This is a genomic window from Marinobacter sp. ELB17, from assembly GCF_000169375.1.
GTDB lineage: Bacteria > Pseudomonadota > Gammaproteobacteria > Pseudomonadales > Oleiphilaceae > Marinobacter.
The window spans coordinates 1-15,481 of record NZ_AAXY01000045.1 but is presented as its reverse complement, the minus strand read 5'-3'; the positions used below and the strand labels follow the sequence as shown (position 1 = coordinate 15,481).

21 protein-coding genes are annotated in these 15,481 nt (G+C 51.5%); 19 read left to right on the top strand and 2 right to left on the bottom strand.

What is annotated here, in order from left to right; translation table 11 throughout:
* The 12 genes from MELB17_RS21975 to MELB17_RS21920 all read left to right on the top strand — a co-directional run.
* Positions 1–599: metallophosphoesterase (locus MELB17_RS21975; RefSeq protein ID WP_157133386.1), on the top strand; the 599-nt coding region annotated here is incomplete at its 5' end.
* Positions 600–668: 69 nt separating this feature from the next.
* Complete coding sequence (locus MELB17_RS21970; RefSeq protein WP_007352554.1) at positions 669–1,178, top strand: hypothetical protein; 510 nt, start codon at positions 669–671, stop codon at positions 1,176–1,178.
* A gap of 101 nt (positions 1,179–1,279) precedes the next feature.
* Positions 1,280–2,047 (top strand): hypothetical protein, encoded by a 768-nt coding sequence (locus tag MELB17_RS21965; RefSeq protein ID WP_007352553.1) that lies wholly within the window; start codon positions 1,280–1,282, stop codon positions 2,045–2,047.
* A 196-nt stretch (positions 2,048–2,243) separates the two neighbouring features.
* Positions 2,244–2,552, top strand: a complete 309-nt coding sequence (locus MELB17_RS21960; protein ID WP_007352552.1) for a hypothetical protein — start codon at positions 2,244–2,246, stop codon at positions 2,550–2,552.
* Positions 2,549–3,502, top strand: a complete 954-nt coding sequence (locus tag MELB17_RS21955) for an SPFH domain-containing protein (protein WP_007352551.1) — start codon at positions 2,549–2,551, stop codon at positions 3,500–3,502. Before MELB17_RS21960 ends, MELB17_RS21955 begins: the two co-directional genes overlap by 4 nt.
* A 126-nt stretch (positions 3,503–3,628) precedes the next feature.
* Complete coding sequence (locus MELB17_RS21950; protein WP_007352550.1) at positions 3,629–3,988, top strand: hypothetical protein; 360 nt, start codon at positions 3,629–3,631, stop codon at positions 3,986–3,988.
* On the top strand, positions 3,985–4,245 hold the full coding sequence (locus tag MELB17_RS21945; protein WP_007352549.1) for a hypothetical protein: 261 nt from the start codon (positions 3,985–3,987) through the stop codon (positions 4,243–4,245). The genes MELB17_RS21950 and MELB17_RS21945 overlap by 4 nt, the downstream gene beginning before the upstream one ends.
* 490 nt (positions 4,246–4,735) lie before the next feature.
* Positions 4,736–5,122 carry a hypothetical protein gene (locus tag MELB17_RS21940; protein ID WP_007352548.1) on the top strand — a complete coding sequence of 129 codons (387 nt, stop codon included), beginning with the start codon at positions 4,736–4,738 and terminating at the stop codon, positions 5,120–5,122.
* Positions 5,119–6,729 carry a hypothetical protein gene (locus MELB17_RS21935; RefSeq protein ID WP_007352547.1) on the top strand — a complete coding sequence of 537 codons (1,611 nt, stop codon included), beginning with the start codon at positions 5,119–5,121 and terminating at the stop codon, positions 6,727–6,729. The genes MELB17_RS21940 and MELB17_RS21935 overlap by 4 nt, the downstream gene beginning before the upstream one ends.
* Positions 6,730–6,749: 20 nt before the next feature.
* A complete protein-coding gene (locus MELB17_RS23440; protein WP_157133385.1) occupies positions 6,750–7,148 on the top strand; it encodes a hypothetical protein in 399 nt (132 codons plus the stop codon).
* A 34-nt stretch (positions 7,149–7,182) separates the two neighbouring features.
* On the top strand, positions 7,183–7,782 hold the full coding sequence (locus tag MELB17_RS21925; protein WP_007352545.1) for a hypothetical protein: 600 nt from the start codon (positions 7,183–7,185) through the stop codon (positions 7,780–7,782).
* Between the two features lie 2 nt (positions 7,783–7,784).
* Entirely contained in the window at positions 7,785–8,306 is a 522-nt protein-coding gene (locus MELB17_RS21920; RefSeq protein WP_007352544.1) for a hypothetical protein, read from the top strand.
* A 167-nt stretch (positions 8,307–8,473) separates the two neighbouring features.
* Here MELB17_RS21920 and MELB17_RS23435 read toward each other — a convergent pair whose 3' ends face one another.
* On the bottom strand, positions 8,474–9,088 hold the full coding sequence (locus MELB17_RS23435) for a restriction endonuclease (RefSeq protein ID WP_157133384.1): 615 nt from the start codon (positions 9,086–9,088) through the stop codon (positions 8,474–8,476).
* A 237-nt stretch (positions 9,089–9,325) separates the two neighbouring features.
* Here MELB17_RS23435 and MELB17_RS21910 point away from each other — a divergent pair, with 237 nt between their 5' ends.
* The 7 genes from MELB17_RS21910 (at position 9,326) to MELB17_RS21880 (ending at position 14,904) form a co-directional block, all read left to right on the top strand.
* Positions 9,326–10,150 carry a hypothetical protein gene (locus MELB17_RS21910; protein WP_036186002.1) on the top strand — a complete coding sequence of 275 codons (825 nt, stop codon included), beginning with the start codon at positions 9,326–9,328 and terminating at the stop codon, positions 10,148–10,150.
* Between the two features lie 13 nt (positions 10,151–10,163).
* Positions 10,164–10,925: a hypothetical protein gene (locus tag MELB17_RS21905; RefSeq protein ID WP_007352541.1), complete on the top strand. Its 762-nt coding sequence runs from the start codon at positions 10,164–10,166 to the stop codon at positions 10,923–10,925.
* 331 nt (positions 10,926–11,256) lie between these two features.
* Positions 11,257–12,762 (top strand): UvrD-helicase domain-containing protein, encoded by a 1,506-nt coding sequence (locus MELB17_RS21900; RefSeq protein ID WP_413540304.1) that lies wholly within the window; start codon positions 11,257–11,259, stop codon positions 12,760–12,762.
* 119 nt (positions 12,763–12,881) lie between these two features.
* Entirely contained in the window at positions 12,882–13,259 is a 378-nt protein-coding gene (locus MELB17_RS21895) for a histone-like nucleoid-structuring protein, MvaT/MvaU family (RefSeq protein WP_007352539.1), read from the top strand.
* A gap of 168 nt (positions 13,260–13,427) precedes the next feature.
* A complete protein-coding gene (locus MELB17_RS21890; protein WP_007352538.1) occupies positions 13,428–13,898 on the top strand; it encodes a hypothetical protein in 471 nt (156 codons plus the stop codon).
* A gap of 301 nt (positions 13,899–14,199) precedes the next feature.
* The gene (locus MELB17_RS21885) at positions 14,200–14,463 is read left to right on the top strand and encodes a hypothetical protein (protein ID WP_007352536.1); all 264 of its coding nucleotides are present in this window, start codon (positions 14,200–14,202) and stop codon (positions 14,461–14,463) included.
* Between the two features lie 21 nt (positions 14,464–14,484).
* Positions 14,485–14,904 (top strand): hypothetical protein, encoded by a 420-nt coding sequence (locus MELB17_RS21880; protein ID WP_007352535.1) that lies wholly within the window; start codon positions 14,485–14,487, stop codon positions 14,902–14,904.
* A gap of 177 nt (positions 14,905–15,081) precedes the next feature.
* On the opposite strand, the gene MELB17_RS21875 is transcribed toward MELB17_RS21880, so the two are convergent.
* Positions 15,082–15,321 carry a hypothetical protein gene (locus MELB17_RS21875; RefSeq protein ID WP_007352534.1) on the bottom strand — a complete coding sequence of 80 codons (240 nt, stop codon included), beginning with the start codon at positions 15,319–15,321 and terminating at the stop codon, positions 15,082–15,084.
* Positions 15,322–15,481 lie beyond the last annotated feature (160 nt).

The following is a 15,481-nucleotide window of genomic DNA, read 5'->3' as shown; positions in this document are numbered from 1 at the left end:
CGTTGTGGGCGACATACACGGCTGCTACCGCCTTTTTGATGGACACCCTGAAAGCCATGGCGTTCGACAAGAAAATCGACCGGCTATTCAGCGTTGGCGATCTTATAGATCGCGGGCTTGAGTCTTTTGAATGCCTTTCACTGCCCTACGAGCCCTGGTTCTTTGCAGTACGCGGAAACCACGAAGTTCTGATGCACGAAGCCATGAACGGCGGCGATGAAGTGAATTGGCTTATGAACGGCGGAACATGGTCGCTCGCACATGATCGTAACGACCTTCGCGTTCTAATCAATGACGTAATGGATAGAATGCCCCTCGCACTGGAAGTGGGAACCGCCAGCGGTCGAGTAGGCATCATCCACGCAGACGTAACCAGCGGGCAATGGGGCGAGTTTGATGCCCTCCGCGATGTATGGAGCCGAGAGCGGGTTGAGCGTTCAACAGGCAAAACCCTCGGCCCAGTGAAAGGTATCGATACGGTCTATGTCGGGCATTCCATCCTTAAAGAAGTGACCCGGATCGACAATGTGGTTTATCTGGACACTGGAGCCTACCGGACAGGAAACCTGCAAATCGTCAAAATTTCGGGAACGGCGTGACCTCATATACGCAAGGCCCGACAACGAAGTTAAAACCGCCAGCGACAACTTATTAGGAAAGCAAAACCCATGACCACCCAAATTTTTCTAAACCATCCCTCTCAGTTTGCCTTTGAAGCCACACCCATGAAATCTATCAGAGATACTGGCTTTCAAAAGCGGATTCTGGACTCGACTGAAGGTGCCAGCGTTGACCCCCACTTCCACATAGACCCAACGAAAACAGGTGGAACCCTGCTTATCGTAGACAGCAAGAACGCCACTTCCGGCGTTGAACTGTCGTTTAACAACGTCACAAGCGCCTTGCTTGCCACCGCACAACCTAACTTTGGTATGAGCGCGATATGGCTACTCTCGGGAACACTCGAACCCGCTGCCGCCAGCACTCTCATTGAAAAACACTTCGCGCTCCCCGAGTCGGTCAGCGACCTGATTGACGAAGCCGACCTGACCTACCAGATGTACTCGGAGATTGCCGTAGCGTCAGCCGGTGCAACCATTAAAACCTATGGCTCGGAGAGCCTGGACATAGAACTCATGCAAACCATGAGCAACGACAATGACGGCCCTAGCATGTAGCAGGGCCATGCCATAACAGGCCCAGCCAAAAAGCGCATGCGCTGGCGGACCTCAACGGACACAACCGGCGCACCGGCAAGTATTTACAAAGAGTGATCGCTATGACCACGCTCAAAAAGAAACAGATCGTTACGATAACCCCTGGCCCTGGCTGCGAACCCATTACGGCATTCATAAATGTATTGACCCCAACCCGAGCCGAGATTGTGTTTTCAAATAGCCACGAACTCCAATGGTTTAAGGCGAACCGCTGCACGACACCCCAAAAGCTGCTGACGCGACTGGATGCCAAGCCCCACGCTGGAACGCCCATTCCGAAAAACCTTCGTGTCTACATGGACCTGCAAAAAACCCCACAATCGTCCGCCAGCAAAGGGGACATCGTGGCGTTTCAACATGAGGGCGCCCACCACACCGGCCGCGTACTCCGAGGTGGAGTCAAACCCACCGTCAGCCTGACCGAACAACACATACTGTCCATTCCAGCCAGCCTGCTAATGCCAGCCTACCTACCCCAACCTGACAGCACACTTCAGGAGTGGTCAGTCACACAGTACACGGAGAAAGGATTGGGCAGGGACAGCCAAATCATCACCGCTAAAATAGCCCACAACGGCGTCGAGGCACTAAAAGTCATCAACCACGGCGATGGCGCACCCAACCAATATTTCGCCACCAGCAAAGCGGCAGGAACAGCGCACGAAGAACTACTGAAAGCCATCAATGCCTGCCTGAAACCTCTAAATATTAACGCTTTTGAAGTTGATGATCTGTGGATTGATTATGCGTGGCGCATACAGCCAACCGGCATGAGCTTTGCCAATTACATGACCACATTCGCAGAGGTGGTGAGCAGCCCAACAGAGTAAGCCAAAGGGCCCGCTCCGCAAGCGCGGAGTGTGCCTGGGTGATGGGAGGGCTGCGCCCGACCAACACTGATAAGCATAGGGGCAACGCCCCGACTTGAGAGCGATCACCGCTGGCAGAACTACCGCCAAAGCGAGAAGCGAACACGGAATAACAGGCCCCTGCCTGCCAAAAGAATATTTAAAAGGAGTAGCCGTTATGGCTCAGACCAAATTGACAGCATTGAAAGAGGCATGGAGACAGGAAGCCTACAGGCGAATCCTGCCCATCCAACAGAACCGAAGCCCAAGGAAACAACGCGCTTATGACGAATTGCTAGGTATAGGTGCCTTGCGTCAAACACACCGCTTGGTAACTGAGCGTGTGATGTGCACTGAACCAAAAGTGGCGAGACGCCTAGAAAATGTATCCGTTACCGCCGCGTGTAATCGCTTGTTGAAATTTGCAGCCGATTACGATCGCGGCACCACATCTACCCATAAGACAACTCAAGGAAATACAAAATGAGCGCATACGAAACATTTTTCGCAATCATTGCAGGTATTATTGCTATGGGAATAGCGCTTCCTATGCTGATAAGCACCCTTGTACTGGTGGAACCCCGCCAAGCTCGCATGATCTATTCGTGGGCTGGCGGTGAAGTATTAAGAACGATCACTGAACCTGGCTTGTACTTCAAGCTCCCCTTCCCACTTCAAAGCACTTCAGACAGAGTTTCATTAGCCGAACGCATCATAAAGGTTACCAACAGAGCCCGCTCCAAAGAGGAAGCCTTTTTCGATCTGGAAGTGAAGGCCGTCATGCAGATTCGCTCATCTAGCGTTATGGAAGCAACATTCAATCTGGAAAACCCTGAAGACCAAATTAAGGCATCGATCAGCGAAGCGGTGAAAGCCATTGTCCCCACGCTTGAGCTATCCGAGGTATACAGTGACCGTGAAAAAATCAGCAAAGCTGTCATGGAAACGCTGAACAAAATTTACGATATCCACGGTTGGGAATGCCTGCGAGTGATCGTGGAAGACCCCAAGCTGGACGCCAGCATTGAGGAAGCCTCCAATAAGCGGATAGAAAACCGGCGCCGCGCGGAAGCCGCGGAAGATTTCAAGCGGGCCATTTTCTTGGAGCAAACCGGTGAAGCCGAAGCGGACGCGAAATCACTAACCTTGCGAGCTGCAGCGGCCGGCGAAGCGAAAAATCTGTTTACCCAAGAAATGGTGAAATCCATTAAGGCGTTCCGCGATGCTTTCCCCGACCTTGACCCAAGCATGCTACTGCATGCTATGGACGGACTGGATCGGCGTGATTCGATTATCTCGGCCTCAAAAAACCCAGGCAGCGTGATCGTGGTGGATACAGCGTCCGACAAAGGGCAACAGTATGCCAGCATGGCGGCTTATGGCTCATCGATAAACGGTACATCACTGAGCAAACCGTCAGTTGAGACAACCGAATAACCCACAGCCGACACAGCCCTGTTATGCAGGGCTAGGCTATTTCTATCAGAAAAAGGACACCAAAATAATGAATGCACAAAAGCCCATTGTGGTTACATCAGTACTAAGCAACCATGAGGACGTGTAATGCTCGTTTTGGAGCCCGTAGCACGAGACAGCGATGGTGACTGGACGCACCCAGCTTTAACCAAATTGCTTGGAGATAGAGAAATTGTACCCGCCGATGAATGGGATATGTGGCTTGGTGAACACGGCATCGAAATTCAAACGTCCGAAATGGAATACGAGATACCCGCGGATCATCCAGCGTGGATTCGGCATTACGAGCAGGGCAACCCGGGAAGCCTTGGGTGGGAACCCGAGCAACCAGGTGCTGAATGGCACTTGCTCAGCATTCACGATACCGAAGATGGTCCGATTGCGATCTGGTACCGCGGCATCGCAGGGGAACAGGAACCCAAGACCAACAATGGAAACCCAGAATGAAGATAAAGCCACTAACAAAAACTGAGCGGGACTGGCTCAGAAAGCTGCAAAATGTCTTGAACGAATGTCCCTCAGATAGATTGGGCGCCTATACCGTCGGTGATGCTGACTTGCATATCTACGATTCTCGGTTTGAGAGCGAAATCAATGAAATCCTGGAGAACGGGAAAGGCGATTTTTGTCTGGCTGTATCCGATCTTGGAGCAGAACTGGGTTTTTTGACAACTCCATTTCCAGTGCATTCAACAGCTGGGTGATAGCTTTAGTGAAATTGCCAGTGGACTATGGAGACCCTGGAAAATTATATCGGGAACCCATTATGTGGAGGTTAAACCAGGCTTCATGCTTAACCGGCAATTGAGATATCACCCTGCGGGTATGGATTACTTTAACCAAGCCGGTACCCTCACCGTTGGACGGCACTCCAGATGCTTACATCGTTGGCAAAGCTATCTATTTAGGCCGACCACTAGGGCTGAGAGCAGCCCCACAAAACGTATACCGTAAAACAATTAAAAATACAGAAACCACTATTGACGTATATAGGCCAATGGCCTATATTACTAGCCAAGGATAAAACTCTGGCAATTAATAGAGCAATCTAATTTCGGTACAATGTCGAGAAAAGACCAATTATTGCACCGTAGCAGGGTATCCTTTGATCCATATTTTCTGACGCCTACACTGCCGGTCGACAAACCAGCGACCCTCGCAGCGCAGAACATGTACATCGAAGCGAGAGCGCACATGGATAGCACCGTAAAAATCAAATACCTGATCACAGATCGCGCCGCGAACGATTGCACCAATGTCATTGAGTTTGACCGCAGCGAATGGAATGCCATGACCCCAGGCCAGCGCGAAGATTCGGTGAAGGCTGCGGCCTTAGAGTGTTCTGACTGGCACTGGGATGAAACCGAGGAGGCCGACACAGCAGACCTCACGGTCAGCGAAGTGATCACTAAAGCTCCCTCAGGCGACTCCCGATGGTGGATGAACTTTCCCTTAATACCGCCTCAAGAATTGCTGGAAGCGTACCGCCAGCTGGGCGTAACTTCATTCCGCTCAGATGTGGCCAAAGAATCCCCGAAGACGACTAATCAAATCGACAACCACACAAGGACTACCTCATGAGTCACAACAGGGCAACCTTTGAAGATAAATTCCCTGTGCCAGAACACGTTGTCTGGAACCCGGAGTGGTGTGGCAAAGGCCGGTATGAGCCCGATAACCCCTTACTGAATCCGAAGGCTTCCAGTGACGCTTTTGCGCAGCACCAGCGTTGGATTGGCTGGCAGGCCTTCGCCTCGGCCTCGTTTGAAAACGACGAAACGGTTGCGTGGATCAGGCCCACATCAACGGGTGGCTTTGAGGGCCCATTACACGATTGCCAGATTGACGACGTGCGCAAGCGCAGTGGTGCATGGTCACCCCTCCACTTCAGCGTACCCAAAGCCGTTATTGAAGATCACCGGCGCCAGGCATTTCACCAAGGGCAGACTGAATTAATGGAACAATTCTGCCAGGTGATAAACGGCCTGCTAGACGGTGACCTAAAAGAGCGTTACGGACTTCTTGAGCCGTGGGCCAGCACTCACGAAAAATTGAAGGCTCACCTATCATCAGAACCCGGCGTAGACATTACGCACAAAGCAGAACGTTATGATGAGATTTTGGAGCAATCCAAATCACTGGGTTTCGATGACGTAACAATGGCTCTTGACGCCTTCCTGAAGCTTTCCAGCACCAGTGTCCCTAACGAAAGAGGCACAAACCGATACGGCTTGGATATGGCGTACTTCCGCGGTCTGTTCAACCGTGAACTGAATATTCGTTTGTCCGATTATAAACCCCATGAGTTAGCCAGAATGCTGGCCAGAGCCGCGAAGACTGCTGATGAAACCGTATTACGTGAGCCTGAGTTCAGTACCGGCGCGCCAGAGTTCGAGCCTGAGGCAACGGCGATGATACTCAACGGTATCCAGTGGTACAGAGATATGGATTGCCTGGGAGATCTGCCAGATGAAATGCTCGAACTTGTGGTTGGGAATAAAGTCAGTATTGATGTATCAACGGGCGAGGACGATGCGTGCAACAGAGTTTTTGGCGATATCGTCGAGTGGCAAGATGAGGGTCCGGACGGTGGTCGTGTGTGGCTCTGTACGCTGGATCAATTTAACTACACCACCGACGCGCCCAAAGCATGGCGTGACATCATAAAAGAACTTGCCGACAACCTGGAAAGCGAAATCGAATCGCGCCGGTCTAGCGAGCTGGCCCGGCGCATTGAGCGTGACCTGATCGTTGTTAAAGAGGCTCGGGCTTTACTTGATGCCAATGCAGGTGTGACTGCAGTGGTAGATGGACATCCCAAAATTGATCCGCGAGGTTTAGCGTACAAAGCCCTTGAGTTATGCAATGCAGTAGAAAATAAGGAAGAGTTTTCGCCTTCCAAGTTTGCCTTGCGCTGTTTAATGCTGGTCAATCAGGTTCGTAAGCTAGCGGCCACCGCAGTCACTGAAAGTGTTGATTGGATCAAGTGTAGCGAGCAGATGCCGACAGGAAAAGATGCGGATTACTTCGGTAAAGTATTCGCCTACAGCGAAGAAGAAGACATCGTTGATATCGTGGATTTCAGCTTTGTTATTGGCAATCCCAAATTAGTCAGCGATTGGGCACCAACACTGATAGTTCGCCCTCAACCACCAAGGGTTGAGCAATTGCATGTCGGAGCAAAATAATTACTGATACGAAAAAACTGTTGCACCTTTTCAAGCTAATGCACGGCGAGATGACCGGGGCGTGCAGTGCAGTGGTGATCTTCGACGACGAGAACACACCGATTGGCGTCGGGTGTGAAAAAGACGGGGTAATTTGTTGGGTCAGCAGCCGTGAAGATTTGGTGTTCAACTATGTGACACGAAATCTGCAAGAAAAACTGCAAAAACCCACAACGTCTGACAGCCAACACAACCCAAAACTGGTCGCAGAGGTAGATCGACTAGAGGCTCGTATCGCCAAAGCCCTTCTTTGGATTGAAGGCGACCTGCGTGATGTGATCCGGCAAGTCGACAACGCACCTCATACGTTCAACGACCTGTACGAGTGCGCTGACAAAATTGAAGCCGCCCTGCTCGGGCAAAAGGAGAACGATCATTAACGACACCAGATCTAAGTTTGAAGCCTGGGCTGCCATGCCGCCCCGCGAGTGGAGCCTTAACCGTCAGCCCAACACTTCGGCCTGGCCCGGACAGTACAAGTCCTACCATGTTCAGTGTGCCTGGGAGGCTTTAGCAGATCTTGGACAGCCACCTGGACAACCCTTTCCAACAGGTTGGCTGATTCGCCGTGTGGACGATCGCATCACCGTGCAACATCCGGAATTTGGCGGGTACTGCGCCCACCCTACCCGGGAGGACGAATCTGTTATTGCACCAGTGATTTTGTACCACTTAGTAAACGGCTTGCTTTCAGGCACCGGTCACCCAGACGGTATCAACGCAACCCGATGGAGCGACCGGTCAGGCGAGTTGTTCATAGATACGGTTGAGAAAAACAAGGAGGACCAGCTTGTTTATGCTGTCCGAAATCGCTCCGGCCTGTGTCTAAATCATCAAAGTGAGTGGGAGTACGAACCTTCACCCAGCGGCCGGGACAGCGTATTTCTTTCGCGATGCCGGTTCCATACGTGGAACGAGGCGACGGAAGCCCTGCACCAAGAGCTCATCAACATAAAAGTAGTAGGCGAGCGGGACCGCCAATCCCTAGCCGAAAGGCTTTTTACAGAGGAATAACAATGAGCCAATCAGAACGCGAGCGGTTTACCACGGCCATGGCCGGCAAAGCTGAAATGGATTGGTCGGAAACTGCGCAAGAGTTTACATCTACCATCACTCAACGTATGTGGGAGTCGTTTCAAGCCGCCAGCAAGGCTGAAGCACCCACACCATTGCTGGCGGAAGCCGCTCTGTCCGATCTGGCAAAACTGATTGCCCGTATTCGCGCCGACGCCATGCCCAATGGATTTGGCGATCTGAGCCGGCAATGCTGCGAATCCCTGCCGGCACTGGAACAAGCGTATTCCGTTTTGTCCGCCAGCAACGCGCTCTTGGAAATGGCTCGGCCGTTTGCAAAGGCCTTTGAGCGAACGCGATCCATCAACGACTGCAGTAGTGATTCAGAAACAGCACCTGGGATGCAGGCATTCTTGGACAACAACACGTGCACACCGGGGGGAACCACAACCGGAGAGTGGAGAAAGCTGGCGGATGCCTGCGGAGCACTGACCAAATCAACCATCAGTCAACCAAATAATTAAATTCTATATCAATAGGTTAGAACTAAGATGCCATCAGGTAACGCCGCTTACGGAACATCCAGTCAACCAAATTTGTAAAGGTGACAGCAGCAGAGCGAACCCTAGATACCGAAATTTTTCTAACCTAGAGGCGCGCTCTGAAGTACTGCAGTAGGATATGCGATAACTTATCGCAACATCGCTACCAATTGCCTCCCGTCCAGCAAGGTCAACCGGCCTGCCTTACGGGCAAACCGCTTTGCGGGCTCGCTGAAGCCGTTGGTAGCCACAAACAAGCCCGGCATTCGCTTATTCTGGCAGAGCTCCAAAAACTCCGAGATCATGCCCGCGGATACCGGGGCAGTGTATCGTTTTGCCTGGATTAAATGCCATTTCGAGGAAATCCGAACCATACCGTCTATCCCGCCATCGCCGGTCACACGCTGTATTTTACGCACTTCGGCCCCCTTCCCCCGGAACCCCTCGGTAATCAGATATTCAAAGCCGAAAGGCGACATTGACTGCAGAAGTTTAACGGTCACCTCATCAGACAAGGGCGCCTTTTTCAGCTGCTTGAGAACTACCGCAGCCTCTCCCTTCCAGCTCGTATGACGCTTTCGGCTGGCCTTACGCTGCGCCTGCGCTGACTTGGACCATTTAGGTTTCCGGCCGGGTCTCACGGCACACCAAAGAATCTTTAAGCTTAGCCAGGCCGCAAAAACCAGAAAGACCCAAACCCAAATCGGCACATAACCGTAAGCCCCGTCGACGATCGCATACCAGGCATACTGCAAATCGTACAAAACACTCCAAACAAATGGTTCAAATCTCACAAGGTCATCCGACGCAATCGCCCAAAAGGCAGTAATATCATGTTACATCATGCGATACTGATTGCCGGTTAATGACTGCAAACTGACAACCAAAGTGGACAAGGTGCGCCCGAGATGCCCGCTTACATATCGCGACCCAACACTCTTGGTTACGATAGATGCATATCAACAATTATTTACCACCAGCACTAGACTATGGATGCGCCAATGAACACCAAAATTCGACTGATGTACCCAGGTCCACACGAAAAAGTAGAAGACGCCATTATCCTAGCTGGCGAGATTACCGACCGGCAAATCGCCACCATCCAACAAAACCTGATCTCAACGTCAGGCGGAGAGCTTATAGCGCACCAAGTTGGCCTCCCCACGCTGTCTGAGAAAACCAGTGCCATGCGCAAGTTTCCGGTACCAGGTGATCACGCTTACTCAGTCCTTCCAGACTGGATTACTCAGCCCGAACTAGACATCAACCTGCACACACAAGATTCGCCCACCACAACCATGACTGTTGATGATCTGGTGGCTAGGATTGAAGCCGTAGGCCAGAATGGTTGGGACGTAAAAGCGGAAGAAGCTCGACTTAACCTTGACCCATTGGGACTGTCCGGCTTAAGAATGAACACCCGGATTGAACTGGAGTACCACACAGCATCCGATCGCAAAAGCGCGACGGTTATTTTGCCGGGAGCGATCACCCAAGAGCAGGCCGATGCCATTGAACAGGGTATGTTTGATGGTTTTCAAGTGATCGCCCCACAAGTAGGACTGCCATCTCTCGCTACAAATTTGTTTGATGAACAGGGCCGCAGTGCAAATAGTCACGATCACGTCCTCACAAGTCTAAGCGACTGGCTGACCAGCTCCCCTTTAGCAGAGAGCCTTCATACCACGGACGCCCCAACGCTCTACCTACCCATCGAAGACTTGGCCAAGCGGATTCAAAATATCGGACGCGATGGGTGGGATTTCGCGGCGGAAGAAGACCGCCTGGACATTCCAGCTGACGACTACGAATCACCTTCAATGTAGACGGTGCAAACTTATGCAAATGATTCCGAATAACGAGTTTGACGGTAACCGGCGCCCAGCTATGGAGGGTATAGAGTTGCCATGGCTCTCTAACGATATGCAGCAGGCTCGCGAATCCATTGCCCACCTGATAGTAAAGGTTAACCAGGCCTACGAGCTCGGGATTGTGGACGCCGCAGACGTAATCGACGGTGAGCTCGAAAGACTTTATGACTTCATGGACAGCGCTTTAAGCGATCTGGAAAGTGACGGGGCAATCCTATGCTCCGAGCTACACATGGAACTTACTGGATTCGCCCAACTTAACAGACAACCGGGTGACATCATCGACACCGAACACGGGCCGGTCGAAAACCTGGCGGCTTGCTACGATGAGGTGTTCGTCAGACCTAACCCACCGTTTGGACTGGATGCTTTCGAAGATAAAATAGCATTTCTGCGATCGGCAATAGAGGAAAGCGGCGGATCACCTGCAGGCCGGTCAGACAATGACGTTATGGATGCGGCTCGGGAAGCGTATCAAAGCATCGGGAAGGAAAAGGCATTACGCCGACCTGGGCGAAATCCATGTTACGAGCAGGCCCTGCTAAAAGCGGAAGCGGTGCTGCGCGGAGACGCAGGACGCGGCAAACCCTCAATAGTGGCCGGTGACGACAGTATCCGGCAGATGGGTGACCCCAGCGAAGTTGGCGAGAGCGGGTTTCCGTATGGAGTGTCTGATAGCGATGACATGGGTGACTTTGAAGACCACGATGGCGGCATGGCGCCAAGCTGAATGAACCGATAGACCAAACAAGGTCGCACACTGTTTGCGACCTTTTTTGCGCCTCGCTCACTGATGCATGTAAATATGGTATACCATACGATAACAAAGGCATGTGATTGCCACGCCATTTGCTTTCTTGGGGTATCAAAGAACCAACATTATGGCCGCCAAAAGACTCTCAGATTTGTTCACAGCTCCCACGTTTAAGCCAACCGCCGAACAGACTGCGATTGGTACCGCCGCAGCCACTGGCCGGGATCTCGTGGTTAAGGCGTACGCCGGCACTGGAAAAACCGCAACAGCGGTCGACACGGCACGATCGACAGGACGCCGCGGCCGAATGATTCTGTTTAACGCCAGCGCACGCCGGGATGCCGAATCGCGCATGCCACCGCACATCAAAGTATCCACTGGTCACGGCATGGCCCACGATCACATCGTTAAAACCAGCGTTTTGTACCAACGAAAACTTGAATATACGATGAACTGTCGCGGCAAGGCTATTCCCGCAAAGCTGATTGTTCAGCAATTTGCACTTGAAGATCGAGCAGACCTCGAGTGCACTGCAGGTCAGATAGCCGGTGCAGCACTGGCAACCCTCACCGCGTTCTTGATCAGCGATGCCCCGTCCCCAAGCATTGCCCACGTACCCCGTAAAATCGTACCGCTTGCTATGCGACTGGCAGACGATAGTGCCCGTGAAAACGAACTAAGCGGCCTATTAGCCGAGCTGGCGGGCCAAATATGGGGACGCATGCGCAACGAGCGCGATAGATTCCCACTGAGTCATGACGGCTATGTGAAGATACTCCAACTGCGAGAAATTGAGCTGAGCGAAGACAGCGAATTGTGGATTATGGATGAGTACCAAGACACCAATTTAGTCCTCGACGCCATCATCAGTCATCAAGCTGGTCAGAAGATTTTCATCGGGGACCCCTACCAGCAAATTTATTCGTGGCGCGGTGCTGTAAATGCGATGAAAACCAGAATAGAGGACGGGCTGCTGGTGATGCCGCTCTCCCAGTCCTTCCGCTTCAACCATCAAATTGCCGGCGCCGCAAACATTCTGCTCAGGTCGCTAGGTGAAACAGTTCCTCTCATCGGTCAGAATTATAATTTGCAGCAAATGGATTTGAGGCGCCACCACACAGTTCTGGTGCGCAACAACGTCACGATGCTGAGTGTGGCCGCCGAATATCAAGGTACCCACCAGTCGGTGTATGTACCGGGCGGGCTCACCGCGGAAACTCGCATTAAGGCTGAATCCGCACTGGCGCTTTATCAAGGTCGCCTGGACGATGTGCGCGTAAGTGCCCTTAAAAGTTTGGGTAGTTGGCATGCGTTTGAGGACGCTGCAAAAACAATGGGGCACGAATTCCCAGAGTACCGAGATCTCGTAAGTCTTATTCTTGACCATGGGAAGCATCTGACCGGCATTATTCAGCATTGCGCAAAGCCCTGGGATGAGGTTAAGAATGATCGCGGCCGAATTACCCTATTGACCGGTCACCGTGCTAAAGGCCGCGAATGGGCTTATACGCGATTGACCAGTGACCTATCTCTATCAGCGGCCGTTGTCGCCAAACTGAACAACAAGGCTGCGTTGTCCGAACAGGAAGTGGAATCCGTAAATCTTCTTTATGTCGCGATAACCCGATGTAAGAAAGGCATCACTCTGCCCAACGCCATTAAGCAAAACCTTCTTGACCTGGATGGCGGGCGCACAGATGACATTGCCGGCGACACGTCGAAAAACACGAATCAAAAAGAACGAATTTCCGAAGATGAAGCAAAAAGAAGAACGCAAGAATTCATAGCCAAACATCGAGTAAACAAGTCTTAATAATATTTCGAATACTCCAAGCGTATCTTCAATGAGTTCGATAAAAAAACGCAACTCTGATATATTCCGCATCCCTGATATCCTATTGACTTAATCAGATACTCTCACTGGAGAACGAAATGGCTAAAATTACCGAATACTACAAAAAGAAACAGCTGATGGAACAGCTTATTGATGAATTATCAAAACTCGAAGACGACGAAAGCTTGAAGAAAGATTTGGTGTTCGAGCGCAAGATTAAAGAGTTATTGGCGGATGAAGACAAGTCAGCCAAAGATGCCATGGATGTACTGCTGATAATCGATCCGACACTTGCGCCAGTCAGCCATCAAACTGGAAGCCAAGATGCAACCCCAAGCGGAACACGCCGGGCATTGAAAAAATACACCAACCCGCACACCGGTGAAGTTGTAAAAACCCGCGGTGGAAACCAAAAGACTCTTCGGGAATGGCGCGCAGAGTTCGGCGCAGAAGCGGTTCATTCTTGGTCTGAATAACGCTAAAACGTAGACAACGGGCTTCCTTCGGAAGCCTTTTTATTGGCCAAAATCAACGAAATTAAATAACCCGTTGACCAATATAGGCCATTGGCCTATTATCAGTATATCTTAAGATTGGCAACCGCCAGTCACGTGTACGCCCAGCGCCAAACAGGAGAATACGCCATGAGCATCCAGAAATCGCAATTCGCAAGCATGTTCAATGTAAAAGCGGTCAACAACTCTGACATCAACGTTTTTTTAGAGAAACACTTTCAGACTCATGCAGCCACGTTTGTAAAAAAGCTTATGGGCGCCACAGCTCAAACCTTTAGTGAAAGCCCGGGCCCGGATTGGACGTTCGCAGAAACAACTATGGGCAACCCCTTTGCATATCCAGAAAACCCACCCTCTGGCGAAACCCTTAAGATAAAGACCAGATTTGGTTTTGCTGAAGCTGACATGCCCAAAGAAGTTGTGGGTGTCATTACCAGTGCTCTCGCTATATTAATCATGGCCGAGAACGCTGATGAGCTGGGCATTAGCGATGACCTGATAAAATCGCTTATTGAGCACTATTACGGACTCATCTCTGCGGGCCAAAATATGGCCATAGCAGCGGGCTGCTCTGACGAATATTTCCACCTGACCGACTAATGCAACGCGAACCCTGGGTGCCATGCACTGCACTTATCCTCAAAGGCCAAACTAAATGTATGCTGACTTGTTTCTTATGTTCGTTATGCTCTTCATCGTCCTAGACGGCCACAAGTGGGTAGCCGCACGCATCGTGGGCCGTCCATACAGCGCACGAACGACAGCACCCAAACAACGCGAGGGCGACGTTTTCGTTAAGCCAAGCCGACCCGAAACCGATTAAATCGACCACCTTTTATTGGTTCGCTACTGGCCAACCGGCCAAGATATCAAGGGCAATCGCCTGACTCGGAGACATCACATGGCCAATACAATCACCAAAGTCGATAACAACACTTACAAAACCCAAGCTCGCGGTAGTCACATGACGCTGATACGCACGTCTGGCGGCTGGGAAGTGTGGACCACCAACGCCAGCACTCGTGCCTGGTGCGGAATGCCCGGTATCCGCCTTTTCAACAACCTTGCCGGGGTTGAAGCGCACTACAAATCATGGAAAGGAATCACGCAGCTGGCCAGCGATGAGAAAGCCCAGGTTAAGCCTTCCACTATTACGTTCCACTGACCTGACTATAAAGAGAGCCCTATGCCTTACAGCCGTGATCTCATCATCAAGAAACGCGCCGAAAACTCATTCATATATCCGTCATGCTGTCCGGGCCTTCGCCCGACGATCACCGGCTACGGCAACCTCATCCAGAATAACGAAAATGTGCAGTTGAGCGATTTTATTGGACGCGTAGCAGCCCAGGCACACACCGATCCCAAAGCAGTTAACGCAGCTAATCATCTGCAACGCTGGTTCGTCTTGATGGAATTGACGATGGATAGCTTCATCCGGCATGGCCAGTTCCCACAAACATTCAACTGGAAAGGCCTGAATTATGACTTTGACGCCTGTTTAGAAATACTGGGGCGCGAAGGCGTGAAGCGTGCCATTAAAGCGGGTAGTCTCGAAAAGATCCGGCATCAGAATGAAACCGCCGAAGTAAGCCGGGCAGCCTAAAACGACTCCCGGCAAAGCTGGCCCCATCAGACGCCAGCTGGGCCTGTCTTTAGCGTTCGACCCAGCCGATCAGCCCCACCACTGGTGTTGGAATTGAACGCTCTTATTATCAATTGGTTATTACGGATTTGCGACGATCAGGATGCTCTGAAAACCTCTTCCTTACCCACCCTGCGACTATGCCGCATTGAGCAGATCGGAGAGCACGCTTTTAGCTTCCTGAAGAGGGCCTGCGTCGAAGTGTTCACCGGTGCCCAGCGCGATGCCCCGGGTTTGGTCTTGGCGCTGGCCGCGAATTTCCACCACCGTCAGCTCCCACCGACCCCTGTTGAGCTTCTGGATTAAAGCACACCACTTCCCATCCGAAAGGCAGTCAATTTGATCCTTGTTCGGCTGCCGATAGGTTAGCTTCGCCATGAAGTCGATCTCCTAATGCTGTAGGATTTTTTTGCCAAAAAGGGTGACCGGGTGGCGGTTAGGTAGGCAGATAAGTGACGCCCGGGTCATAATTCAAAGTCGAATCGATTGATAGGTGAATGCTTCATCAACGATATCCTCAGCACTCATGTTTTCGTAT